General features: G+C 67.2%; 17 protein-coding genes. 5 read left to right on the top strand and 12 right to left on the bottom strand.

Going from position 1 to position 22,456, the window contains the following annotated elements; genetic code table 11:
- Positions 1–96 precede the first annotated feature (96 nt).
- From FLX08_RS35000 to FLX08_RS35030, 7 genes are read right to left on the bottom strand one after another with little or no spacing between them, the layout of a single operon-like run.
- The gene (locus FLX08_RS35000) at positions 97–489 is read right to left on the bottom strand and encodes a DUF4913 domain-containing protein (RefSeq protein ID WP_142624556.1); all 393 of its coding nucleotides are present in this window, start codon (positions 487–489) and stop codon (positions 97–99) included.
- The gene (locus FLX08_RS35005) at positions 486–2,225 is read right to left on the bottom strand and encodes a type IV secretory system conjugative DNA transfer family protein (protein ID WP_142624557.1); all 1,740 of its coding nucleotides are present in this window, start codon (positions 2,223–2,225) and stop codon (positions 486–488) included. Before FLX08_RS35005 ends, FLX08_RS35000 begins: the two co-directional genes overlap by 4 nt.
- Positions 2,222–3,598, bottom strand: a complete 1,377-nt coding sequence (locus FLX08_RS35010; protein ID WP_142624558.1) for a hypothetical protein — start codon at positions 3,596–3,598, stop codon at positions 2,222–2,224. Before FLX08_RS35010 ends, FLX08_RS35005 begins: the two co-directional genes overlap by 4 nt.
- Positions 3,592–5,040 carry an SCO6880 family protein gene (locus FLX08_RS35015; protein WP_142624559.1) on the bottom strand — a complete coding sequence of 483 codons (1,449 nt, stop codon included), beginning with the start codon at positions 5,038–5,040 and terminating at the stop codon, positions 3,592–3,594. The genes FLX08_RS35010 and FLX08_RS35015 overlap by 7 nt, the downstream gene beginning before the upstream one ends.
- On the bottom strand, positions 5,037–6,188 hold the full coding sequence (locus tag FLX08_RS35020) for a TrbL/VirB6 family protein (protein WP_142624560.1): 1,152 nt from the start codon (positions 6,186–6,188) through the stop codon (positions 5,037–5,039). The genes FLX08_RS35015 and FLX08_RS35020 overlap by 4 nt, the downstream gene beginning before the upstream one ends.
- Positions 6,189–6,194: 6 nt before the next feature.
- The gene (locus FLX08_RS35025; protein WP_142624561.1) at positions 6,195–6,812 is read right to left on the bottom strand and encodes a DUF8175 domain-containg protein; all 618 of its coding nucleotides are present in this window, start codon (positions 6,810–6,812) and stop codon (positions 6,195–6,197) included.
- A complete protein-coding gene (locus tag FLX08_RS35030) occupies positions 6,809–7,099 on the bottom strand; it encodes a hypothetical protein (RefSeq protein WP_142624562.1) in 291 nt (96 codons plus the stop codon). The genes FLX08_RS35025 and FLX08_RS35030 overlap by 4 nt, the downstream gene beginning before the upstream one ends.
- A 191-nt stretch (positions 7,100–7,290) precedes the next feature.
- Here FLX08_RS35030 and FLX08_RS35035 point away from each other — a divergent pair, with 191 nt between their 5' ends.
- Genes FLX08_RS35035 through FLX08_RS35045 form a run of 3 tightly spaced genes read left to right on the top strand, consistent with a single transcriptional unit; the run spans position 7,291 to position 8,747 of the window.
- Complete coding sequence (locus FLX08_RS35035; RefSeq protein ID WP_142624563.1) at positions 7,291–7,569, top strand: helix-turn-helix domain-containing protein; 279 nt, start codon at positions 7,291–7,293, stop codon at positions 7,567–7,569.
- Positions 7,570–7,584: 15 nt separating this feature from the next.
- Positions 7,585–8,508 (top strand): C40 family peptidase, encoded by a 924-nt coding sequence (locus FLX08_RS35040; RefSeq protein ID WP_142624564.1) that lies wholly within the window; start codon positions 7,585–7,587, stop codon positions 8,506–8,508.
- Complete coding sequence (locus FLX08_RS35045) at positions 8,505–8,747, top strand: helix-turn-helix domain-containing protein (protein ID WP_142624565.1); 243 nt, start codon at positions 8,505–8,507, stop codon at positions 8,745–8,747. The genes FLX08_RS35040 and FLX08_RS35045 overlap by 4 nt, the downstream gene beginning before the upstream one ends.
- 247 nt (positions 8,748–8,994) lie before the next feature.
- Here the strand turns inward: FLX08_RS35045 and FLX08_RS41695 are convergent, their stop codons facing one another.
- Entirely contained in the window at positions 8,995–10,662 is a 1,668-nt protein-coding gene (locus tag FLX08_RS41695; RefSeq protein WP_208761866.1) for a GNAT family N-acetyltransferase, read from the bottom strand.
- Positions 10,659–11,231, bottom strand: a complete 573-nt coding sequence (locus FLX08_RS35055) for an NADAR family protein (RefSeq protein WP_425280662.1) — start codon at positions 11,229–11,231, stop codon at positions 10,659–10,661. Before FLX08_RS35055 ends, FLX08_RS41695 begins: the two co-directional genes overlap by 4 nt.
- 101 nt (positions 11,232–11,332) lie before the next feature.
- Between FLX08_RS35055 and FLX08_RS35060 the strand changes: the two genes are divergently transcribed.
- Together FLX08_RS35060 and FLX08_RS35065 are read left to right on the top strand one after the other, a co-directional pair.
- A complete protein-coding gene (locus tag FLX08_RS35060; protein ID WP_142624567.1) occupies positions 11,333–11,923 on the top strand; it encodes a DUF3885 domain-containing protein in 591 nt (196 codons plus the stop codon).
- Entirely contained in the window at positions 11,913–12,647 is a 735-nt protein-coding gene (locus FLX08_RS35065; RefSeq protein WP_142624568.1) for a hypothetical protein, read from the top strand. The genes FLX08_RS35060 and FLX08_RS35065 overlap by 11 nt, the downstream gene beginning before the upstream one ends.
- 106 nt (positions 12,648–12,753) lie before the next feature.
- Here FLX08_RS35065 and FLX08_RS35070 read toward each other — a convergent pair whose 3' ends face one another.
- The 3 genes from FLX08_RS35070 to FLX08_RS35080 all read right to left on the bottom strand — a co-directional run bounded on the left by FLX08_RS35070 (position 12,754) and on the right by FLX08_RS35080 (position 21,576).
- A complete protein-coding gene (locus FLX08_RS35070) occupies positions 12,754–13,749 on the bottom strand; it encodes an aminoglycoside phosphotransferase family protein (protein WP_142624569.1) in 996 nt (331 codons plus the stop codon).
- A complete protein-coding gene (locus tag FLX08_RS35075) occupies positions 13,746–16,151 on the bottom strand; it encodes an aminoglycoside phosphotransferase family protein (protein ID WP_142624570.1) in 2,406 nt (801 codons plus the stop codon). Before FLX08_RS35075 ends, FLX08_RS35070 begins: the two co-directional genes overlap by 4 nt.
- Positions 16,152–16,455: 304 nt before the next feature.
- The gene (locus tag FLX08_RS35080) at positions 16,456–21,576 is read right to left on the bottom strand and encodes a DEAD/DEAH box helicase (RefSeq protein ID WP_167530696.1); all 5,121 of its coding nucleotides are present in this window, start codon (positions 21,574–21,576) and stop codon (positions 16,456–16,458) included.
- Between the last annotated feature and the right edge of the window lie 880 nt (positions 21,577–22,456).

A 22,456-nucleotide genomic window follows, 5' to 3' on the forward strand; every position in this document is an offset into this window, starting at 1 on the left:
CGACCACCTCCCAACATCGCAGAGGCAGCCAGCCTGACGGGTACACCCACAGAGATCAATTCCCCGACCGAGGTTCGGTGACGGGCCACTAGTGATTCAGACATGACTGTCGAGCTCGGGCTCATCCGCCGGGCTATCCGAAGCGGATTCTGTGGAAGAGGGCCACCAGCCAGGCGGGGCGGGGTCGACGTTGGCCAGGTGGGGTTCGAGGTGTTCGTCTTCGCTGCACTGATAGAAGGGGCCGCGGGCACCGAGCAGGATCGGCAGCTGGTGGTCGAGGTGGTCGCGGTACCACACGCCCATGCCGGTGCCGGCTTCCAGGCGCAGCGCCTCCCAGGCGTGCCAGAGCGCCGTGAGCCGCGAGATGGCCTCGGCGTGCCTCCACCACTGGGCGCACCAGCGGAACTCCCCACCGAGCGTCCGCCGGTACATGGGGACGAACCGCTCGGTCACCCATTCCTCGACCGTCTCGTAGACCGGTTCGGTCATCGTGCCGCTCCTTCCGCGATGAGTCGTTCCAGCTGGTCGCGGCAGGCCTGGATTCGTTCGGCGTCGCGGCTCTCGTACCACGGGAGCAGCGAGATCAGGGCGGGACGTCCGCCGGTGGCCAGCAGCAGCGCGGTCCCCGGCGGGAGCGCGCGGATGGCCGCGGGTTCGAGGATGTCCTGCCGGCGCAGCGAGATCTGCTCCGAGGCCCGGCCGTCGGCGTACGAGACCGAGCGGACGGGCACGTCGTGCTGGCCGACGAGCGTGGCGAGGTCGCGGGCCAGGCGTGGGGAGTCGACACCGGCGCCGATGACCTTGCGGGTGGCCGCGCCCCACATGGCGGCCATACCCGCCTCGCCCCACACTGTGACGCCCTGCTCGTACGACTGGAGGATCGTCACAGGGACGATGCCGCGCGAGCCGAGGTGGCTGTACAGCTCGGGCAGGTCGGCGATCCGGCAGATGTTGGCCGCCTCATCGAGGGAGACGACCATCGGCGGGTCAAGCCTGCCGCCCATGCGCTCGGCTCGGCGTTCGGCGGCCCGCATCGCGGTGTCGGTGAGCGCGGCGATCAGCGGCGCGGCAGCCGAGCGCGACTTCGACAACAGATAGAGGGTGTCGGTTCCAGCGGCGAAGGCCTTTGGGTCGAAGACCGGCAGGGCTGATGGCGTGACCCAGGAGATGATCGCCTCGTCGCGCAACGCTTTGGCTGCCGTGCGGGCCGTCTGGTAGATGCCGTCGCGTGTCTCGACCGCGCCGTTCTGTGCGCCGCGCAGCGACGAGGCGAGCAGGGAGAACCCTGCGGCCTCCAGCAATTCGACCGGTGTGGGTACGGCAGGCGTGTCGAGCCATTTGGCGACATCGCGCATCGTGCGGCCGGAGGACGCGGCCGCGAGGAACAGCGCGCAGAGCAGGTCCTGCGCGGCGGGTCCCCACAGGTCACGCTTGGTGCCGTCGTCGACGGTGAGGACGAAGTGCCCGGCGAGGCGGTGAGCGTCCTCCACCGTCGCGAGCCCGCGTAGCGGGTCCCACCACCAGGTCTGCGGCTGATAGGTGATGTGCTGCGGGTCGAACAGCCACACCGTCCCTTCGACGGCTCGAAGGGTGGCGGTCGCCGCCCACAGGTCGGACTTGTTCGACGTCGCGATGACCGGCCCGGGAGTCGAGAGAACGTACGGAATGCTCAGGCAGGTCGTCTTGCCCGACCTGGGGGCCATGAAGGCCACGATGGTGTCCTCCCAGGAGGCGTACAGGGTGGGCCCGCTCCGCATCAGGTCGCCGAGCGCCAGCCCGATGTCGCAGGGCGTCACCGGTCCGGACAGGGACGGCCGCAGCTCGCGGGCCTTCTTCTCCGCCGCTTCTGGCTTCAGCATGGCGAGCCCGGGATTGTCCGCGAGGGCGGCCACCGGATCCACGGGATCGGGGAGCCGTCCGCTGACGAACCACCAGCCGGCCACGACAACGGCGAGCGCAGCTGTGACGAAGACGGCGGCAACGACGACAACGGCAAGCGTCGGCGTGCCGGGCCAGGCGGAAGCCGTACGGCCTTCGATCACACGCCACGCGAAGTCGGCACCGAATTCGCGGACCCTGCCGCCGAACAGACCGGCTGCGACGCGGGCCGAAATCCAGATGAGGCCGAAGAAGGCCACGACGCCCCATCCCGCGAAGAGCGCTACCCATGGTCCGGTCGCGCCGTGTGGGGTGAATCCGGTGCGCGGTCCCACCGCCCTCGTCATCGGATCGCCTGGTCGGTGTCGTAGAGTTCGTGCTCGACGCCGACGAGCGCGAGCTCGACCGGGATGCCGAGCCGGTCGCCGGTCTTGATGAGGTACTTGCCGCGACCTGGATGCCGGGCGCCTGGCTGCCAGGAGTCCGGTGCGGACCAGGAGGCGACGAGTTCCTGCTCCGGCCCGGTCAGGCGGGTGATCTCACTGACGCGAGCCAGGTCACGCGGAGGCAGCCCGGCCAGCACGGTGATGGCGCTGCGGTCGATGAAGCCGCGGGCCTTGGCCCGGTCCTCCTCGGTGGGCAGTGCCTCCAGATCAGCAAGCGAGTGGGTGATCATGATGGAGGCCATGCCCTTGGCGCGGTTGAGCCGGGTCAGGCTGTCGGCGTACTCGACCAAACCCGGCGCCCCGCGCAGCGCCCGCCACAGCTCGTCCATCACCGCCAGATAGGAATGGCCGGTCGTGCCGTCGACCATGGCGAAGCCGTACGCCCAGGTGCACAGCATGGCGGCGGTCAGCAGCTTGTCGCCGCCCGCGCCGACGCGGGAGATGTCCACGGAGACCGCAGGCGCGGTCAGATCGATAGGGCGAGTGGTCGGCCCGTCGAAGACGCCGGCAAGCGAACCGGTGCAGAGCAGTTCGAGGGTGAAGACGAGATCGCCGACACGCTCGCGGTATCGCTCCGGGTCGTCCGTCCGCGCGGCCGATCGCAGCGCTTCGGGGCCTTCTTCGAGTACGGCGAGCACGTCGGGCACGGTCGGGGTGGCGAGCCGTTCGTCGAGCAGGTCGATGGCCCGGCCGAGGATGACCTCTTCGGCGTTGCTGACCGGTGCCTCGCGGATGAGCGTGCACAAAGCCATCAGCAGCGAGAGCCGCCGTCCGCGCAGCTCCCAGCGCGTCCGTTCGGCTTCGGCGCCGAGTTGGGTCCGTACGGCGGCGCCGAGCGGGCCCGCGTCGAGAGGGTTGATGCGGTCGAGGCCGCGGCCGACGCGGATGACCTGCCCGCCGACGTGCTCGACGAGCATGGTGTAGTCGGGTTTGGTGTCGCCGAGGATGAGCGCGGTCGAGCCGGATGCGATGGCTCCGACGATGAGGCGTTTGACCAGGGTCGACTTGCCGGTCCCCGGCTGGCCGAGGACGAACACGCCTGGGTTGGTGACCAGCCCGGCGCGCAGCCAGGCCAGGGGGTCGAGGCAGACGACCTCGCCGAACAGTTGGTGGCGGCCGATCGGTGTGCCGATGGCGGGGGAGCCCGAGCCGGCCACGAACGGGAACAGGCCGCAGACCTGGGTCGTGGTCGCCTGGAACTCCGCGCCGGCCTCCACGTGTACGGCGCATCCGCCGTACGGCTCTCGCCAGCCGCGTGCGGGAGTCTTCACCATGACCTCCTGGTCAGCTCGGCTGGGCAGACGCCGCAGGGCAAGGTGGTGGCGAACCCGGCGGACTGGCTGCCCCACAGCCGGCGAAGCCGGATGCGGGAGGCTTCCGCGGCGGCCTCGGTGACCGCGATGGCCTGGGCCAGGTCCTCCTCGCGCATGACAGTCGTGGCGACGTACAGCGTCACAAGCGTGACCCCGGCCCAGGTGGCTTCCTCGGCGGCGGCTTGCCGGGCGCGGGCCTGGTCGTAGGCGTCGCGGGCGGTCTCGTCCCGCCCGGTCCGGCGGCGGTACTGCTCACGGAACGCGGCGGCGTTGACCTCGTCTTCGAGCACCCGCGTGGCTTCGGCGGCGGGCAACGGGCGGTATTGGAGACTGACCCGCTTCGGGTGTGGACCCGGAGCGACCAGGCGGCTGAGCATGTCGGCGGGGACGTTCTGCCGTGGTGCCTCGTGCCAGGCCCAGCTGACGCTGATGCCGCTGTCGTGCCGGTAGTGATCGGGGTGCTCTTCGGCGCCGATCGGACCGGCGTCCGCCCACGTCAGGTCATGGGATCGGGCCGTATCGGCGCGAGCAGCGGGGTCGTATGCGGCGCGGACGATTCCGGCGAGCTCGGGTGCGGTCGCCCGGCCGGTGACGGTGACGCCGCACGATCCGAGCGCGCAGGCCAGCGCCTCGGTGGTGCGGCCGAGCTCGCCGATCGCCGTGCTCATGTCGCCCTGGCCCACAGGGGAGCGGGCCGGGTCGAAGGTCACGCTCACATAGGTGTTCACGCGGGCCGCCGTACGCGGCGCCGTACTGACGAGTTGCCGCATGAGCAGGGCTGCCGCCTCGGGAGCCGTGGAAGACAGCGCGCGGCTGACGGTGTCGGCGAGCGCGGAGCCGGGCTCGGGGGCGGTCTCGACCGTGACCGTGACCAAGCGGACGGCCGGCATGTGCCCGAGCGAGGCTAGCCAGGCGCCCCAGTTGGCCACCCAGGTGTCTGCGTCCGATCGCTCGGCCAGCCAGGTCGAGGCGGGCGACACCTTCAGCGTCGCGGTGAACAGCCCGGCGCGGCGGTCCCACACGATGCCGTACGGCCGGCCGAAGGCGTCCTCGGCTGACATGAGCCGGGTCGCGGCCAGAACTCCGGGGAGCTGAAAGGCGCGGGGGTGGGCGACGACGACTCCGGCGCGGTAGCGGGTGTGACCGCGGGCCTTGCCGTACGACCAGCGGATCCGACGCGCGATGAGGTGGGCGACGGGAACGCCGCTGACCCGGATCAGCACCAGCGCTCCGGCCAGGGCAGCGGGTGGCCCGGTGTAGAGCGCGGCACGGAGGTCCACTGACACGGTGAGGACCAGTGCGGTGAGCGCGCCCAGCGCGACGAACGTCCCGGTCGTGCCCAGGCCGAGCAGGCCGAGGCCGCGCCGCCGGCGCCAGCCTCCATAGGTACGGATGTCCGTCATCGCTGGTGGTCCTCTCGCATGGAGTTCGCGGCGGTCTTCGCGCCGGATGCCACGCCACTCGCCGCGGTCGCCGCCGCAGCGGCGGCTGGTCCCGCCGCTTTGGCTCCTGCTCCTGCCGCCGTCGATCCCGCGGTCGTCGCACCAGAGGATGAGGGCGCGCCATTTGGCGCTCGTGTGCTCCCCAGCTGGGACGACAAGTAGTCGGCGTGGCTGCTCGCGCCTGTGGGGGAGGAGGACGAAGACGAGTTGCGGAAGGAGCTGAGGGCGACGGCTCCGGCTACGCTCGCGCCGAGAATGCCGCCGCCTCCACCGGAGGTTGCCAGTGAGCCGGTCGTCCAGGTGAAGAACTTCATCAGCACCGGCATGGCGATCAGCGACAGGAGCATCATCGCGAACCCCATGAGGATGGTCCGTACGTCCTTGCCTTCGCCGACCATGGTGAACGTCGTGGCGAATACGGCGGCGACGGCGGGCTTGTAGAAGATCAGAGCGAGCATCCAGCCGGTCACCTTGCGGAACCACGGCTTGATCATCACGGTCATCGACCCGGCGGCGGCCAAGGGGAGAAGGCCGGCGAGGACGACCAGGGCGGCCTCGCGGAACAGCATGAGCACGGCCTGCACCACGCCGATCAAAATGGCGACGATCCCCAGCACGATCACCACACCGGGCGCCGCGCCGGTCAGAGCCAGGATTTTCGTGAGGCGCCGGCCGAAGTCGTCGTGGGAGACGGTGTCGAGGACCCAGGTGGACCAGGCGTCGCCGGCTTTGACGAGCATCGAAGCCGTCAGCACGCCGATGGTCGAGGTCGCCGCGATGACGACCAGGCCGGAGCCGACGTCGACCAGAGGGCTGCCCTTGCGGGTCAACGCCATCTTGCCGCCCGCACTGAGCACGCCGAGTACGGCGACCGCGATCGCGATCGGCAACGTCCACTCGCGCAAACGGTCCACGGCTGATTCGGTGGCGAGGTCGGGTGAGGGCACCCTGACCCACCAGGAGATGCTGTTGCCGACCACCCATGCCACGCCGTCCTGGATGGCCTTGGCGATCTCATCAAGGATGCCGTTGGCAGCGCTGGCGGCCACCTTGCCGACGGCATATTCGGTCAGTGAGCAGTCTGGGGAGAGCAGGCTGTCGCACGGCATGACAGGTCACCCCTCGAAGCGGGTGTAGCCGTCGAGGGATTTCAGCGGGGTCGCCATAGTGCCCCAGTCGCCGTCCAACGGTGCGACTACGCGCCAGTCGCCGTTCTGCCAGACGACCTGGATGCGGGTGGAGGCCCGGACCGTGGTGCCGCGCGGGTCCGGGCCAGCGCTGACGATGTCGACGGTGGCGGCATCGCGCGTGTAGGTCTGCCAGCGGTAGGCCTCTTCGTCCACGTAGGCCTTGCCGAGCGGGCTGCCCTCAGGGAGCCCGGCTTCCTGCCTGCGTTCCTCATACTGGGTGCGTGCCTGCTCCAACAAGCGGTCGGCGTCCGGGCCGACCACCTGCTCCGTGATGGTGGGCTCGAACACCGCCGGGCCCCACTGTGAGCTTGCCCGGATGGCGATGTGCAGCGCGGCAAGCAGCGCACCCTCTCGGGTGTGGGAAAAGCCCTTGGCACGGTCGTGGTCGAGCACGCGCGGGCCGTCGAGATCCGACAGCGGCAGCCGTACTCCATGGAAGTTCTGCCAGGTGATGCGCGCCTGGCGGGCCGGGGAAGCCGGGGTTGTCGACGTGCCGCAGGCGCACGCCGTCAGCAGCACCAGGACGAGGACGGGTGCCTTCATCGGAGGAACATCCCGACAATGCCGGAGGCGGTCGCGGCCAGACTCAGCCCGCCGAGCACCCAGGGGATGCCGGACGCGCCGTCGGCGGCGAAAGAGGAGCGGTTCTTGCGGCCGATTGCCATCTGCGCGCCGCAGATGAGCAGGCCGGCGACGCCAGCGACGATGACGCCCCACTTCCCCCAGCCGAGGATGGTCGTGATCGGCCTCTCCAGGCCCGGCGGTGCGATCGGCGCCGGATTCGGCACCGGCCCCGCCTGAAGCATGTCGGCAACTGCGCTGACCAGCATGGATTGCCCTCCCTTTGCTGACATGGGGTCGATGGATTGTCGCGATCGGTAGCTTGACTGTCACGCTCCGTGGGTATTCCAGAGCGCAAGCAGTCTCAAACGGCTGCATCCGTCTTCAGGTATTCGCAAGACGTGCTGTCGCAGTCGCGTGGGGGAAACTGAACGGTGACCGCTGACCACGAGGAGTGACGATGACCGACCCGCTCGGCCGAGACCCGGACGTGCTGACCACCAAGGAGCTGGCCGCCAAGCTCGGGCTATCGGCGCAGACCGTCCGCCGCATGGCCAGCGCCGGACAGATCCCGGCGCTGCGGACCGGCAAGGACTATCGCTACTCGTGGAACGCGGTCCTCGACGTGCTGCGACAGCCCCATCCGATAGCGGGGGGCAGTGGGAATGAGGAGAGCAGGCCGGGCGCCGGACGACTGGCGACGCAGCAGGCTCGGGACCGAGCTGCGCGGGAGTTGTGACACCGGTCGGTCTCGATGACCGTGCGGCTGCTCGTGGCGGCCGCCGGTCTGCTCATCGCGATACCGCTCGGGCTGATCCTGGCGTTCACCGCCATGAGCGGCTCCGTTGGCTGCGGTCAGGGACAGGACGGTGACATCCCGCCGGACTACCTACGGCTGTATCAGCAGGCCGGGCAGAGGTACGGCATCCCCTGGCAGGTGCTTGCCGGGATTGGCAAGGCCGAAAGCGACCACGGGCGCGGTACCGGCGTCGGTATTCGGGATGGTGCGAACCACGTCGGCGCGATGGGGCCCATGCAGTTCCTTGGTTCGACCTGGGCGGTGTACGGCGTAGACGGGAACGGCGACGGGCGAACCGACGTCTACGACCCGGCCGACGCGATCCCGTCGGCGGCAAAATACCTGAAGGCGAGCGGAGCGCCGACGGACATGTACCGGGCCATCTGGCGCTACAACCACGCCGACTGGTACGTCCGCCGGGTCCTCGACTTCGCCCACGGTTACTCTTCGAGCTCGGCCGGCGTGGGGGAGGAGCTGTGCGCGCTTCCCGCCGCACCGAGCGCCGTGGCCGGACGTGTCCTCGCCTACGCGCGGATGCAGCTTGGCAAGCCGTACGCCTGGGGAGCTGAGGGGCCCGGCGCGTTCGACTGCTCGGGGCTGACGATGCGCGCCTATCAGTACGCGGGGATCCTGCTGCCGCGCGTCGCCGCCGACCAGTGGCGCCAGGGGCCCGCTGTCACGCGCGGCCAGGAGCAGCCCGGCGACCTAGTCTTCATGCACCCGGGAGCCGGTGGGCCTGGGCATGCCGGGATCGTCGTCACTCCCGGCCAGATGATCCACGCGCCGCACACCGGTGATGTCGTGCGCTACGCGTCCTATTCCGCTCGTTCTGACGTGGTCGGGTTCACCCGGCCGGCAAGCTTGATGGAGAAGAAATGAAGGGCCTCACCCTGGCCGAGCTGCAGCAACTGCCTGCCACGGTCGACCTGCTCACCGCCGCCCGGGCTCTCGGGCTCGGGCGGACCAAGGCTTACGAGCTGGCCAAGCGGGGCGAGTTCCCCTGCCGCATCATCCGCATCGGCGTCGCCTATCTCGTCCCAACCGCCGAACTCCTGAAACTCCTCGGCGTAGATCCGCATATGGGAACCACTCCAAGCGGCCCGATTCGGAACGGATGATCCCAATTACCCGCGAATTGAGGCGGTTGCTCCGCACGCAGGTGATTCACCTGGACGTGCGTGATCAGGATCTGTGGCCCCAGTGTCACCCATCTTTAGGGTGGAGGAGGGCGACCATGAAGCTCGAGTCGTCCCTGAATGGACGCGGGTCTCAGGTCGACGGCACGCGCGGAACCAATGGGCGGGTCGAGTGATTGCGAGGCTGCGCGGGTTCTCTTCTTTCCGCCTCTCCACATTGCCTGGCGGCTCACCTGCTGTCCCGAGCGGAGGTTTCGGCGCCGCGCATGGCGGTGACGAGCATGCGTCCGGGGTAGTCCGCCAGCCGGGGGAAGTCCCGTCGGTGGTAGCAGGACCAGTAGCTGGTCACACGTTGGTCGATCAGGGCGAGGAGTTCAGGGTTGTCGGCGAGGAAACGCCCGTAGGCGCGGTGGGCGGGGGAGTCTGCAGTGCTGAGGTCGGTGAGCGCGGTGTGGATGTCGGTCACGATTTCCACGACATACTCCCCGATCAGGTGCACGACGTAGGGGAGGACCCATGGCTCGAGCGAGCCGGAGATCTGCTGGAGGTGGCGCCGGCGGACGTAGCCGTCGTGGTGGCGGGTGTAGAGGCAGTGCAGGATTGTCCGGCGGAGCGGAGAAAGGGCGCCGAGCGTCTCGGGGGCGGGTTCGGGGTTGTAGATCCGTACGGGGATGGTGAGGCTGTCGTCGCCCACGATCGCCCGGAAGGAGGACGAGGGTGCGTGCCCGGCGGTGGGGAGGGTGTTGACCACGGCGGTGACATCGTGTGCGAGCGCGTGAGGGAAGGCGCAGGTGAGAGCCTCGTTGAGTCCGGACGGCCACACCTGCCGGGGTTCGTCGACGTCCCGCCACCGGTAGCGGGCGTCGGGCAGGTTCTCCTCGTTGCCGCCGCTGTGCCCCTCCTTCATCAGGATGAAGCGGTGGCGTTCGTAGAAGCGACGGGCGCCGGTGTTCTGCTGGAACACCCACAGGTTGAGCCCGCCTGGCCGTGCCTTCTTGGCCTCGTCCAGCAGGGCGGCGCCGATGCCTTTTCCCTGGGCATCGGGCGCGACGTACAGGTGCTCCAGCAGGTCGCCGCGCAGGGCGGCGAAGCCTGTGACCCGGCCGTGTAGCTCAGCGATCCACACCGTGGATGCCGGGAGCATGACGTCCCTGATCCAGGCCCGGGTCTGCTCGTCGGAACGCAGGTGAGGCAGGTAGGACATCTCGCCGCGGGCGGCGAGGTAAACGTCGGCGATGTGGGCGGCATCCCCTGCCGATGCGGGGCGGATCAGTGGGAGGGCGTCATGCGCGATCAGTTTCGCCATTTTCCGCAATCGGAAGAAAGCGAGATAGACGGGGTAGCCCAGGCTGAGCCTCTGAAGGTCGGCCAGGTAGTCCCGCAGCGGGCGCCGGTGGTCGGGGTGCAGGTTCCCTTTGCGCTGCAGGTAGGTCCAGATCACGCCTGCCATGAAGGTGTCGAGTTGCACCAGGTCAGCCTTCAGGGCCGGCGGGACGTCGGGGAACGGCAGGCGGGCGTGCTCGTCCCATAGCGCTGTGACGGTCTCTAGCGTCGCCTCGTGTGCGTCCGGGCCTGGCCAGCGCCAGCCGTATCGGTAGCGGATCTCCGCCTCCCCGGCCGCACGGCTGTGCCGTTGCTTCTTGTCCGCGCTGCGGCGGCGTGCGAACTCGGCCAGCTCCGCCTGCCATGCCTTCCGGCTGACCTCCACCACTTCCAGGGCCCGGATGAGCGCGGCCTCGTCGGTGCGGACGTCGCCGGCTCGACCGGTGATGTAGGCCCAGGTGGCGTTGAACCCCAGCGGCATGTACCGCTCGACCGCGCAGCGCAGCGCGGAATACCGCGCGCCGTACGGAAGATTCCGGTCACGAACGCGCCGGGCGTAGGTGCCGAAGCTCATGCCCCCGTCTCCAGCGCGTCGCGGGCCGCCATCAGCGCGAAGCCGAGCAGGTTGAGGCCCCGCCAGGAGGCGGGGGAGGCGGCGCGGTCGTCGTCGGCGGCGAGGCCGATGCCCCAGATCCGGTCGTTCGGGCTGGCCTCGACCAGGACCCGATTCACGGTGTACAGCAGGTAACGCCGCAGCTCAGGGTGCTGGCCGAACTTGGCGGTGCTGCCGCGGACGACGACGTCGAAGCGGCAGGCGTTCCACACCTGCTGATCGAAGTCCCGTACGGCCCGGCCGAGCGTCTTGTCCTCACCCGGGTGACCGGCCGCGAGGATCCGTTCTGCGGCCTCGGCGTCGCCGAACAGCCAGGCCTTGTGCGCCATCATGTAGTGCTCGGCTGAGGCGAAGGTGCGGCCGTTCTCGGTGAAGGTGACCGGACACCATTGCGACAGGCAGCCGGGACCGACGCCGCCATCCCTGGGCGGACGGTGTCCCCAGAAGCAGAGGTAGCGCAGGGAATGCCCGGTCTGTTCCGCGGCGATCGCCTCATCCACGCTTCGCGGCAGGAAGATCTGCTCAGACACCCCCACACCGTGCCATAGCCGGTCTTACCCTCGCCATCGACTTATGATGGTGCCATTGAAAGCGTTCGCACCTCCGACCCGTTGATCTCTACCCTGTCCGCATGCGGGTGACGGAATCACCGGGATCGCGGTGGCAGGACCTGTCGGCGCTGTGGCGCGAGCGGTGGCCGCTCTGTCCGCCGTTGGCGTACGAGCTGAAGCACGCCTACCGCGACCGGTGGGTGCGCTTCCACAGCCTGCCCGATTCCAAGCGGTACGCCGAGGACGAGGCCGAGTACGCGATCCTGCTGCACCGGTACAACACCGTCCTCGGCGAGCTGTTCGACGGCGAGAGGGTGCACGTCGTGACGGCCGGCTATGGACCTCCGAGAAAGCCCGTCCGATTCTTCGGCGGGACTGACCCGCACACGCTCGATCCCGGATCGGAATTCTGGACGACGCTGCGAGACGAGGACCGGTTCGTGCACCTGTATGTCAGCGAACGCCCGTGGGAGCCCGGGATGATCGACCCGCTGCTGCGTGCCGTGGTCGACGACGAATGCGGTGACGTCATCATGATGGACACCGGGCTGCGCCGCCTGTATCACCCTTACGACGGCGGGGCGGACTGCATCCTGGAAACCGCCGAAGAACGCCACCGTCTGAAGGCCGCGCACGGTGACTGGCTGTCGGGGCGCCCGGATGGTCTTTGACGGCAGGCGGGTACGCCTTGTCCCGGTGGCCGAGATAGGCAGGATCGACGGTTTCCGGGCGTGGCCCGTCGCCGAGGACGCCGACCGGGTCGAGCTCTGCGACCGGCTCGCGCCCGCCGAGATCGGCGCGGTCGTCGCCGCCCTGGTTGACGTGAATCTGGATGACGGGGACGGTCCGGATCTGGCAGGGCTGGACGCGATCGCCCTGATCGACGGTCTCCTCCGTCAGGACGGGCTGATTCTTCCCGGCGGTCTCGAGGTACGCGACCACGGCACCAGTGTGACAGTCATTCCGGGCTGCTGCTGCGGGCTGGAGTCCTGGCGCGAGTGGTCGCAGGTCCCCAGCGGCGGGTGTCTATGGCTGGGACACGACCCCTCCCCATGGATCGCACTGGACGACGAGCGGATATGTGTGTACCAGGACCGCGATCTCGGCAAAACCAACGCCGATCACGTTGTCGACCTGCCTGTTTCCCTCCTTCCCGCGCTGCTGCAATCGGTCCGTCGTGACCTGATGGGCTTCCTGCACGAGTTGGGGAAATGGGCGGCCGAGATCGCGCCTCCCCTGGCCGCCGACCTGGTGACGCTCGTCGACCGGTCCTTCGAGATCTCGAACCATTGGAGGAGCCGTCCCTTTAAGGCGCCTGCCGGTCACCCTTGGCGAGCACTACTACCCCAGCCATGTCTTTTTGGAAGTAGTGGACCCGTTGCGGCAGGTCGGTGAGGAGGGCACTTTCGGGCATGACCGTGTTCCTCCGGAGCATGGACCCCAGTAGTGCCAAACCCTGGTGACCCGATGTTCTCCGCACACCCCGCCTGGAGCAGGACGGTCAATCGATCGCTTGATGGACGAGGGCTGCCACGCGCTCTTCCATAATCGGTTCAGCCCATCGCCAGATCTCCCCTGCGGCGTTGAGCTTCTGGGCAAGCTTGCCGATCAAGTGGTGTTCGTCGTCCGCGTTGAAGCTTGCCCCCGTGAGGAGCTGGGAGTACCGGACGGTGTCGACGATCGCGGATTTCACCCGCTCATGTGCAAGGTAGGTTTCGAGGTCGGCTTCCCAGCCCCGCAGGAGCGTGGGCGGCATGACGTTGGCCCATCTGCCGAGTACGGCGGAGCGCTCGTCGTCGAGGTAGCTCATCTTGTGGAGGTGGACCGCGAGTTCATAGACGGGGTCGCCCCACAGGGCGAGTTCCCAGTCGAGGAAGACGACCCGCCCATTGCTGAGGATCATGTTCTTACGATGGACGTCGGCGTGGACCAGGACGAATGGCCGGAGTGTCAGGTTGTCCCAGCGGGTGAGTACCGGGACCAGCGGCTCATCAGGGACGCCCAACGCGGTGAACAGTGCGCCGAAGCGCTGCCGGAAGGTGGCGTAGACACCTTCGGTTACCCGTGAGAGGCGGCTGGCGAACGCCGGTGTGTCGCCGTCGACGGGCCAGTCGGTCGGCAACGCGGGCAGCTTGTCCCGCGGAACGGTGGCGAGCTGGGCGAACAGGTCGACCACGTCGTGGGGCACGACAGGCGGGAGACGGACGCCACGCGGGGCGATGTCGTCGACGACCTCGCCGGGGATGTATTCGTGCACCTGGAAGGCCGGATGCCGGGAGGTGTGCAGCAGCCGGGGGACGTGCGTCACGTGGTGGGCAGCGAGGGCTGCCAGGACCTCCTGCTCGGGCCAGATCCGCAAATCCATGCTGTCGGCGCCGGCGAGGGGGATGCGGACAATGACGGGCCCGCCGGCAGTGTCGATGCGGACGTTGTCGTTGTAGAAGCCGCTGGCGCCGTTACGGGCGCGCAGGGCCGCCTGGTACAGATCGATCATCATGCCAGCAGCCCCCGGACGTGGTCGTTGATCCGTGTCTCCAGTGCATCCAGGCCGTCGGGCGCCTCGATCAATTCCCGGGCGTCCTGCGCCGCGCGGCTGACTGCGAGGCTGGCATGTCCGAGGATGTCGAGCAGGTGCTCGGCCAGGATAAGCAGGGTCGGGTAGACCTCGACGGCGACGAGTTCGGCCACGGCCCAGCGGGCCGAGGCGACCGCTTGTTCCGCTTGTCCGTATCGGGCATGTAGAACGGCCCTGACCAGCTCGGCCCGGGCGCGGCCGGACCGATACCCGGCCTTCTCCAACGCCCGGCACGCTTGGTCGATCGACGTGGCAGCTTCATCCAGGCGGCCGAGGGCCAGTTGCGCGTGCCCGAGCGCGGTGTAGGCCTTGCCGACCTCGTGCAGCGCCCCCAGGTCGGTGTTGGCCTCGATCGCCTCGCCGACGACCTGTATGGCCGACAGCGGGTCGGTCCAGGCCAGCAACTCGGCCCAGTTGGTCTTGATCAGAGCGGTGCCGATGATCGTGTCCGCCTGCTGGTAGTACGACTCGGCCTGGCGGAGGTGAGTCTCGGCCGGCTCAAAGTCGTAGCTGAAACGCGCGGCCAGGTGCAGTAGCCGTGCCAGGTCGCCGCGCAGGATGTGGGCGTCGGGTGGGCATTCCGCGTCTACCTGGCCGACGAGTTCGGCGGCTGTGCGGAAGCGGCCCTGGGCCATGTGCAGATCCGCGCTCCATAGGCCCGCCGGATGACGTTCGGGGCCGGAGCGGCCCTGCCAGACGCTGCTGTAGATCTTCAGTGCTTGGGCGGTCTGCCCGCTGATGCGGCGGCCATGACCGGCCACCACGGCAAGACGTGATCCCGCCCGGCTCTGCAGCGACCAGGATCCGTCCGGGGTCAGATTATTGATCTTCTCTGCGTCGCCGAGGAGGACTGCCGCTTCCCCGGCGAGACATCGGGCCGTTTGATCCATGCTCGCGTCAGGGCCGGCCTGGTCAAGGTGCTCCAGCACATCGGCGACCAGGCCGGCCACACCCTGAGATCCGCCGAGAGCGGTGATCCGGTCGGCGTAGTCAAGCAGGTGATCGCTGCACAGGACTCCCGCTCGAAGACCGTGATAGGCGGCCTCTCGCAGCGCGGTGGTGGCCTGCCCGTCGCGGACGCGCTCGTTCCACAGCCCGTGCAGCACCCGATGCGCGTCGCGGGCGACCGCCTGCGACAGCCGTACACACAACACGTTGGCCATGAGCTGGTGGAGCTGGAACCGCGACTCGGCGGCAGGATAGACGAACGAGTACGACGACAGCCGCTCCCAGGCGAGCCGCCCGGCCGGAAGGTGGAAGGCCTGGGCCAGATGGGTGAACAGCTCGAAGTCGAAAGTCCGGGCGATGCTCAGCAGCTCCAGGTAGCGGCGCTCGTCGGCTCCGACGTGCTGCAGGAACCGCTGCATGATCTCATCCTGCGACACCACACGCCCGCTGCCTTGGCCGTCGACCGCCAGATGGAGGTAGAACGGCACGCCGACGCTCGCCTGTGCGATCACCTCGCACACCTGCGGGTCAATGATGCCGCCGTCGGCCAACAGCTCCATCCGCGCGTCCATCGCCAGCCCTTCGAGTGGGAGCTGACGGATGATGCCCGCCCGTTCGGGGTCGTACTGCCGCCACGGCAGCGGCTCCCGGCTAGCGATCACGACCAAGCCGCGGTCGAGCTGGACCACCAGGTCACGCAGCCACACATCCGAGGAGGCGTTCCCGAGCGCGTCGTAGGCGTCGATCAAAATGACGTACGGCTCGTCCTTGAGGCCGGTCCGTAGGTCCTCGGCGAACAGGTAGGTGACGGCGTCGACCATGTCGGCGCCCGGAAGCTGGTCGAGCTGAGCGAGAGTCTCGTCGGTTCGTAGGTGGCGGCGGCGTTTACGGGCGCCGGCGCCGCGCTCCAGGAGCTTGACCAATCCAACGGCGGTGGCGAATACCGGCACGCCGGCGGCGGTGTCCAGCACCTCGGTGAGCACCTCGCTGGCCTCCACGAAGGGCAGCTCCTGGCGGGTCAACCCGAGATGGGGGTGCAGCCGCTGCCACAGCACCGCGTAGGCGATGTCGTAGCGGTCGAACCGTACGCCCTGGCGGCCGAGCTGCATCCGTAAGACGGCCAGCGCGTCCTCCTGATGGCGGTGGGAGGGGACTTGAAGGTCGAGCGTGGCGACCAGGCAGGAGGCATGCGCGCGCTGGGCGAGCTCCCGAAGCAGGCGCGACTTCCCGATCCCGCCGACACCGGTGATGTTCAGCACCCGCGGGCCGTGGCCAGCGTTCGCGAGTTCCTCATCGAAGACCGCCTGCGGGCCTTCCCGGTTGACGAAGCGGCGATGCAGCGCCGCGACTCGACGGAATCGCGGTTCGAGGGCCATCCGACCTCTTCCTGTGAGCGACCGTGTCCAGGCTCACGCTCCCGCCCACATTTGTCCGGAAGCGTGGGTGGTACGTACGGCTCCGCCGTCACGCCGATCCCTGGCGGGGCCACAGAGGACCATCAAAGATCGAACATCACCCGAGGTCAACGCCCTTGCCGAGGTTCCCGGAATCGGACACCGTTCCGCCCACCCGAAAGCCGCCGAGAGCAGGATTTACCGGCATCACACGAAAGGAGGAGGACACCTACAAGGTCACGGACGTGTGACGCGTCGGCAAGTAGCGACGATCGTGAGGTCGTGGTCAGATGCGGTCCCGCTTGCGGCGGCGAGTGGACAGCTCCTGGACGATCAATAGAGGGCTTCGCTCCGCCGTGAACCAGTCTGTGACGACGACTCGCGATGGGTGGCCCGCATGTGCGAGCGCTGCCTCGAGCGCGGGCTCCAGACGAGGGCTGGAGAGGTTCTCCTCGCAGGCCTCCAAGGGGTGACGAACAACGATGGCGTACGGCGCGCGTCCCACTTTCACCCCGATCGCTCCTGCGTCGGCCAGGAGGAACGTGCCGCCATAAAGGGCTTGGAGCCCACCCAGCGATATGCGCTCACGATGCACATCGAAAGATGTGGGACCGAGTGGCTTCCCGGACAGGACGGTGAACAAATCTGAGCCGAGCCGCCAGTCCAGCAACGGGTGGAACACCATGTTTTCGTAGTCCCGCAGGCAGCCATAGCACGACGTCTCGCAGCCGTCCGCGTGCTCTGGACGGCTGAGATTCTCGAGGAAGGTCGTGACATGCTGGGTGAATTCCGTCGCGACCTTGCCGAGGTGGGTGCTGAACCCTGCTCCGTTCTCCAGCGCGTCCGCGAGGAACGCGTAGAGCGCCGTCCCTTCGCTATGCGGCCCCGGGTGCACTCCGGCGACGAGTTCGCGAGGGTCGACGTCCAGAAACTCGGCTGCGGCAGTTCGTAGCAGGAATGCCAGTGAATACCACGCGGCACGTCGGCCTTGGTGGAGATCGGCACGGAATCGAGGCTTGGGCAGGTCCAGGCCGAGCCGGAGTCCTTGCTCGGGGTCTGTGATTGATTTCGGACCGACGAACAGGAAGTCTGTCGGGAGCACCGCGCCGAGGGCCACCCGGATGGGTTCACCGTACCCCTTCGCTGTGGAATCGATGTCCTGTGGTACGACGTAGCCGCCCCAGCTTCCGGTTGCCTTCCGGAAAGCGAAGCCGTTGCCGTCGTTGTCGTTGACGATGTAGCGCTGTCCCGGTCCCGAATACAGCTCGGCCGCACCCCATGTGGTAGGCGGCAGGGCCATCAGATCGGTCGTCGCACGGGCTGTCACCATGCGGGCCGACCAGGAGTAGTTGCCATCGAAGTCGCGGGGAGGAGAACTGGCACGAAAACCTGCGGGTTCTCGCAGATCCACCACTCGGAACTGTTCGGAGCCACACAGCGGGCATGGTCCCTCTACCCCTCTGACAGCAAGGTGGTTGCATCCGGAGCACAGCCCGACGTGCCGGGAATTCCTGAGCGCTTCGGCGGCTGCAGCCGGCTTCCCATAGGAGCTCGGGGTGAAGTCCGCTACGCCCACGACCGTGAAGACCTGACCGTCTTTCACAATTTCACTTCCGGGAGCGAAGGATGACACCGCCAGGGCGAGATCTCGATCGATTGTCGCCTCGGGCGGCCAGGGATATGAGCGAAGGGGTTCCTTCAGATAGAGCTGCCGCACGCGCGTGGGAAACCCGAACATGGGGAGTACGCCGAGGTGCGCGAGCCGCTCGCCGAGGTCCTCACTTTCACCCGGCAGGGCGGCGAGTTCCCCGATTCGATCGAGGAGCTTCTCTACCCATGCCTGGTCAAACCGTCCTGGATCGAATGTGGTGAACGCTGTGAACGCGGCGGCGTTCGACGTGATCACATCCAGATTCTGCCGGCACCACCGGCGGATGGTCGGCTCAACAGCGGGCCAAGCCGTGGCGCTGCCGAACTGCCCGTGCACACCGCCAGAGCGGTCGGTAGTGGATAGGCCGGCGGCGAATGCCAGGCGGAGCGTGTCACTCGCGACGGTCCGTTCCAGGATCTCCCATCGATCGAGGGCGAGGTAGGGGGCGGGGACCGGGTCATTTGTCACCGCTCCCGGATTGCGGAAGTAGTGCTCGTCGTGACTGCGGCCACGGCACACCGTCAGCGCTATAGCGACGGGGGAGGAGCGGCGGCCTGCACGGCCGACTCGCTGCTGGTAGTTGAAACGGGTGGGCGGCATGTTCGCCATGACCACTGCGGAGAGCGGGCCTATGTCGATTCCGGCCTCCATCGTGGTGGTCACGGAGAGCAGATCCAGCTCATGGACAGTGGGCTGTTCCTCCTCATCGAGGAAGACTCGCTGGAACCGGGCTTGCCGTCGCTGTGCCTCGATACGGCCGGTCTGGCCGGTCAGCTCAGCGCAGTTCAACCGGAATGCCCCTGACTCGTTTTCGGCTTTCCACCCGTAATAGTCGTCCCCGATTGGCTTCAAGGCTTCCGATTCCGCTGGGAGGAGAGCGCGGCAGCCGGTGCACACCCCGGCGCTAGGCGTGAAATGCTGCCGATCGCAGAGGCGGCACCTCCAGACGCTGTCTCTCCTAGGGCGGATCGCAACCTTGGCGGGATCGACAAGGAAGTCGGAAACGATACCTCGCCAGTAGCTTTCTGCCTGATCGCGTACGTCACCAGCGTCTAGCCCGTGAAGCTCGGCAACCTTCCTCCAGTAGCTGTTCAACCGCTTCGGGATGCTGCTCGTATAGGGATCACGCATACCGGAGAACCGCCGCAACTCGGAGAGGATCCGGAGGCTGCCCTGACCGAGCCCTGCGATTTTCGCATCGCTTCTCGGGTCGATGGCGTCGATCCATCCCATCCCCAGCGATTCGAAATCGCGGTTGGAGCCGGAGAACAGAGCCTCCACGGTGTTCTCAAGGAGATCCCCTTCGGCACTCTCAACGGTCTCGCGTAGCGCGTCGGAGAGCCCTCGGATCAGGCGGGGTGGTTGGACGGTCCAGTCGTACAGCGCGTGCCAGGGGGCTCCTCCTGGCTCTTGCACGGAAGGGCGGGGTCCGGCTGGATTGACTCCGATGGCCATCAGTCGACGGTGGATGAAGGTTTTCGCGAGTAGGTCAAGGCGGAGCGGGGCCGTGAGCTTGGCCGCTGCGGCGGCTGCCGCTTCCTCGTCATCGTCGAGCCAGGCCAGTCGTAGGTCTTTCAGGGCGTCTGGATCCTTCGCAGCAAGTCGATCGAGATCCGCCCGGTTGTTTGAAGCGCGGGCCCGGGCGATATCGTTGTTGCTGACGGTCTGTTCTCTGGTCGATTGCAGAGCGAAGATCCGTACCAGATCTTGGTAGTGCCGCAAGGCGATTCCTGCGGAGAGTTTCGCGGCGTTCTGTCGGCTGTCAGAGAAGATGATGAGCTTTCGGTCGACGGCTTTCTCGAACTGGTTGGCTAGCTCGGTCGAGAGAACCTGGTTCACCTTCTCGAATCCGGTACGCATGGCGCTGATGGGAGACGATTGCCGATCGGGGTGTGTAAGGGGCAGGACGCCGATCGTTCGATTCCTAATACGTTCCCAGTCAGTCGCACATGACGGGCAGCGGGATGGAAACGGGGAAAGTTTGTCGAGATCGATTCGGGCTTCCCCTGTCGCCGGGTCTTTGCTGGCGACGGCGTGGAAGCTCCAGCCGGTCGCCCCCTCCTCTTGATTGATGAGGGTGCCAGCCCTGGGGTCGAGAACGGAGCGGCGGAACGAGAAGGTCACCGCACCGTTCCCCCGCTGATAGCTGTCTTTGTCGTTCGCCTGCTGTTGCTGGGTTCGCGGCCAGTAGACGACGTAGTTGTGTGCGGTTCGATCGGGTCGGGCGAGATCTGGGATCCTCGACAGATCGGGAGTGTCTGGCAGCAGGTGGGAGTCGAAGGTGCCCCGCTCGAAGGCGTCCCAGGGGGCATAGCCGCCGAGGAAGACATCCCCGCATGATCGACAGAACAGCAGCTCCAATACCCGCGCTCCGCACTCGCAGAATGTCCGCGGACGTGCATATAGACGCCCGACGCCCCGTCCGTCGTACGTGCCCTCGGGGACTTGTGGGCATGCCGGATCTGAGCAGGCCCACATTCCTGGGACGTTGCGGAAGAACAGGTGAGCGCGGATTTTGTCGTTAGTAGAGGCCGTGGCTTCGCCGAGAGGGACTGTGCGTTCACCGCCAGCCGTCAGCTCTCCCGGAATGAAGTCGAAAGATTTCTGATCAAGTGCGAAGAACTGCTCGGGGAACCCGCGGTCTCGCTCTGAATCAAGAGACGCGGTCGTCGCGATGACGCGCAGCTGCTCTGGACGGTCCATGATCCCCAGCCGTTGCCGGAGATTTCGGATGAGGTACGCCACCTCGGTCCCGGCCGTGCCTCTGTGGATGTGCAGCTCATCGACGACCAGGGTGAACCGGGCACCCGGCGTCTCCTCAAGCCACCGCCGGGTTTCCTTGAAGAAGCCCTCATCGCGGTTCCGTAGCAACATGATGTTCAGCATCGAATGGTTCGTGATGAGCAGATCCGGGGGCGCGTCATACATATCCCACCGCGACAACATCTCGGCACCTCCCGGCCGAGGTGCGAAATACCGCGTGTTGTCGTCATCCGCCTTTGCCGCCTGCCTACTCCGTTCTTCCGACTGGCGCAGGAATTCCCGCAATTGTGTGACCGCACCGGCCTGATCCGGTTGCCCCAACACAGGCGTCATCCCGGTGTAGCGACCGAAGTAGAAGCGGTGCCCACGCCGGTTCGCGTCCAGCCACTCATGGATCGGGTCCCCGTCCAACGCTCGCCGCAACCTCACGAGCTGGTCGTCGACGAGGGCGTTCGTCGGGTACAACACCATTGCCCGTACGGCTCGCGGGCGGTCCCGTTCACCGGCGCGATGGGGCACGTAGGGAGCGCTCGAACGCTCCCACCAGCGCTCCACAGTGCCAGGCGTGCCGCCCCATGACCGGGATTCTCGTAGGAGATCCGAGATGATCGGTAAGAGGAAGGCCTCGGTCTTTCCGGACCCGGTTCCCGCCGTCACGATCGCATTGCGACCTGGCTTGAGGGCCGCGATCAGCGCTCGCTCCTGATGCGTGTACAGCTCACGTCCAGCGCCGAGCAACCCCAGCTCTGCGAACTCCTTCAGTTCTTCGGGGGCGCCGGCGCGAGCTACCGATTCGTTGAGCGGGTGGCCGGTGGTCGCATACTCCGGCCTGATCTCTACGTATGGCTCCGCATACATGCCGCCCGGCAGATCGAGCAACGTTCGGCGTTCCTCACGCAAGCGCGGATCGCGTAGCCGGAACGCCGTGTCGTAATAACGAAGATATGCGTTACGCAGCGCCTCGAATGTTCGGGCGACGTCAAGCTCACTCACTGGATCTCCAACTTGCGGTGCAATGACTTGGCGATCTTCTCGGCGATCCATCGGGGTACCCCGTCGTATGCCCATCCGCTGGCCAGTGGCAGCGGGGGCAATCCTGTGCACAGCACCGCCGCCCTCCTTTGTTGCCATGGCAGCGGCGTCCGCTGATCGACGACGAGTCTTCCCAAACTCTGCCACCCGTGGTTCCGGCGTTCCGCAGTCCACCGCAGGGGGAATGCGGACGCTGACAGCGAAAGGTGGATTCCCTCGCAGCGGTTCACGGAATACCATTGCTGACCACGGAAGATGGAGTAGCGGGGAAGCTGACCGTGGAGAAGATATCCATAAAGTCCGGGGCGGGGTGACGGGACAATCTGCGGCCAGCCGAATCGCCCTGTCTCTGAAGCAAAAAAACGTAGTTTGGTGTTTCGTGCCGGTCCTGAACCCGGCTGCCCTAACTCCAGGCGTGTCATTTCATCGGCGAGCTGTTCCGCCGCGCAGGGGAGTAGCTCTATTCCCAGTGCCTGCGCAACCTGCTCGCCTTGGTGGTGAAACCATATGGTCGTGGGTGGGCGTATGGGGGTCCCCTGGGAGTGGTCGCGCACTACAACGCCCGGGAGGTCCCTTAATTGCTCTGGGCTGGGGCGTGCTCCAAGAAGCAGTCTCACGCCCGTCTTTCCGGGAAGTGCGGTGAGCGCCACTGGTTGCGCTTTCCATACACGCGTGGCCCAGTTGACGTGAAGAATTCCCAGATTATCTAACAGGTCAATCCATTGTGATGCAGGGCCCGTGGGTGTCCTGGCCGCCCATGCGATGTCCTTGCGTAGCCTGTCGATTCGTCCGGAGCCGACCTCGGCGAGCCATGAGACGAGTAAATTCGGGTCAAAAATAT

The organism is Microbispora hainanensis, from assembly GCF_006874475.1.
GTDB lineage: Bacteria > Actinomycetota > Actinomycetes > Streptosporangiales > Streptosporangiaceae > Microbispora > Microbispora hainanensis.

Bases quoted from the DNA above. Each gene is read 5' to 3' on its own strand.
- FLX08_RS35000 (WP_142624556.1), bottom strand. From the start codon at position 489: ATGACCGAACCGGTCTACGAGACGGTCGAGGAATGGGTGACCGAGCGG.
- FLX08_RS35005 (WP_142624557.1), bottom strand. From the start codon at position 2,225: ATGACGAGGGCGGTGGGACCGCGCACCGGATTCACCCCACACGGCGCG.
- FLX08_RS35010 (WP_142624558.1), bottom strand. From the start codon at position 3,598: ATGGTGAAGACTCCCGCACGCGGCTGGCGAGAGCCGTACGGCGGATGC.
- FLX08_RS35015 (WP_142624559.1), bottom strand. From the start codon at position 5,040: ATGACGGACATCCGTACCTATGGAGGCTGGCGCCGGCGGCGCGGCCTC.
- FLX08_RS35020 (WP_142624560.1), bottom strand. From the start codon at position 6,188: ATGCCGTGCGACAGCCTGCTCTCCCCAGACTGCTCACTGACCGAATAT.
- FLX08_RS35025 (WP_142624561.1), bottom strand. From the start codon at position 6,812: ATGAAGGCACCCGTCCTCGTCCTGGTGCTGCTGACGGCGTGCGCCTGC.
- FLX08_RS35030 (WP_142624562.1), bottom strand. From the start codon at position 7,099: ATGCTGGTCAGCGCAGTTGCCGACATGCTTCAGGCGGGGCCGGTGCCG.
- FLX08_RS35035 (WP_142624563.1), top strand. From the start codon at position 7,291: ATGACCGACCCGCTCGGCCGAGACCCGGACGTGCTGACCACCAAGGAG.
- FLX08_RS35040 (WP_142624564.1), top strand. From the start codon at position 7,585: ATGACCGTGCGGCTGCTCGTGGCGGCCGCCGGTCTGCTCATCGCGATA.
- FLX08_RS35045 (WP_142624565.1), top strand. From the start codon at position 8,505: ATGAAGGGCCTCACCCTGGCCGAGCTGCAGCAACTGCCTGCCACGGTC.
- FLX08_RS41695 (WP_208761866.1), bottom strand. From the start codon at position 10,662: ATGAGCTTCGGCACCTACGCCCGGCGCGTTCGTGACCGGAATCTTCCG.
- FLX08_RS35060 (WP_142624567.1), top strand. From the start codon at position 11,333: ATGCGGGTGACGGAATCACCGGGATCGCGGTGGCAGGACCTGTCGGCG.
- FLX08_RS35065 (WP_142624568.1), top strand. From the start codon at position 11,913: ATGGTCTTTGACGGCAGGCGGGTACGCCTTGTCCCGGTGGCCGAGATA.
- FLX08_RS35070 (WP_142624569.1), bottom strand. From the start codon at position 13,749: ATGATGATCGATCTGTACCAGGCGGCCCTGCGCGCCCGTAACGGCGCC.
- FLX08_RS35075 (WP_142624570.1), bottom strand. From the start codon at position 16,151: ATGGCCCTCGAACCGCGATTCCGTCGAGTCGCGGCGCTGCATCGCCGC.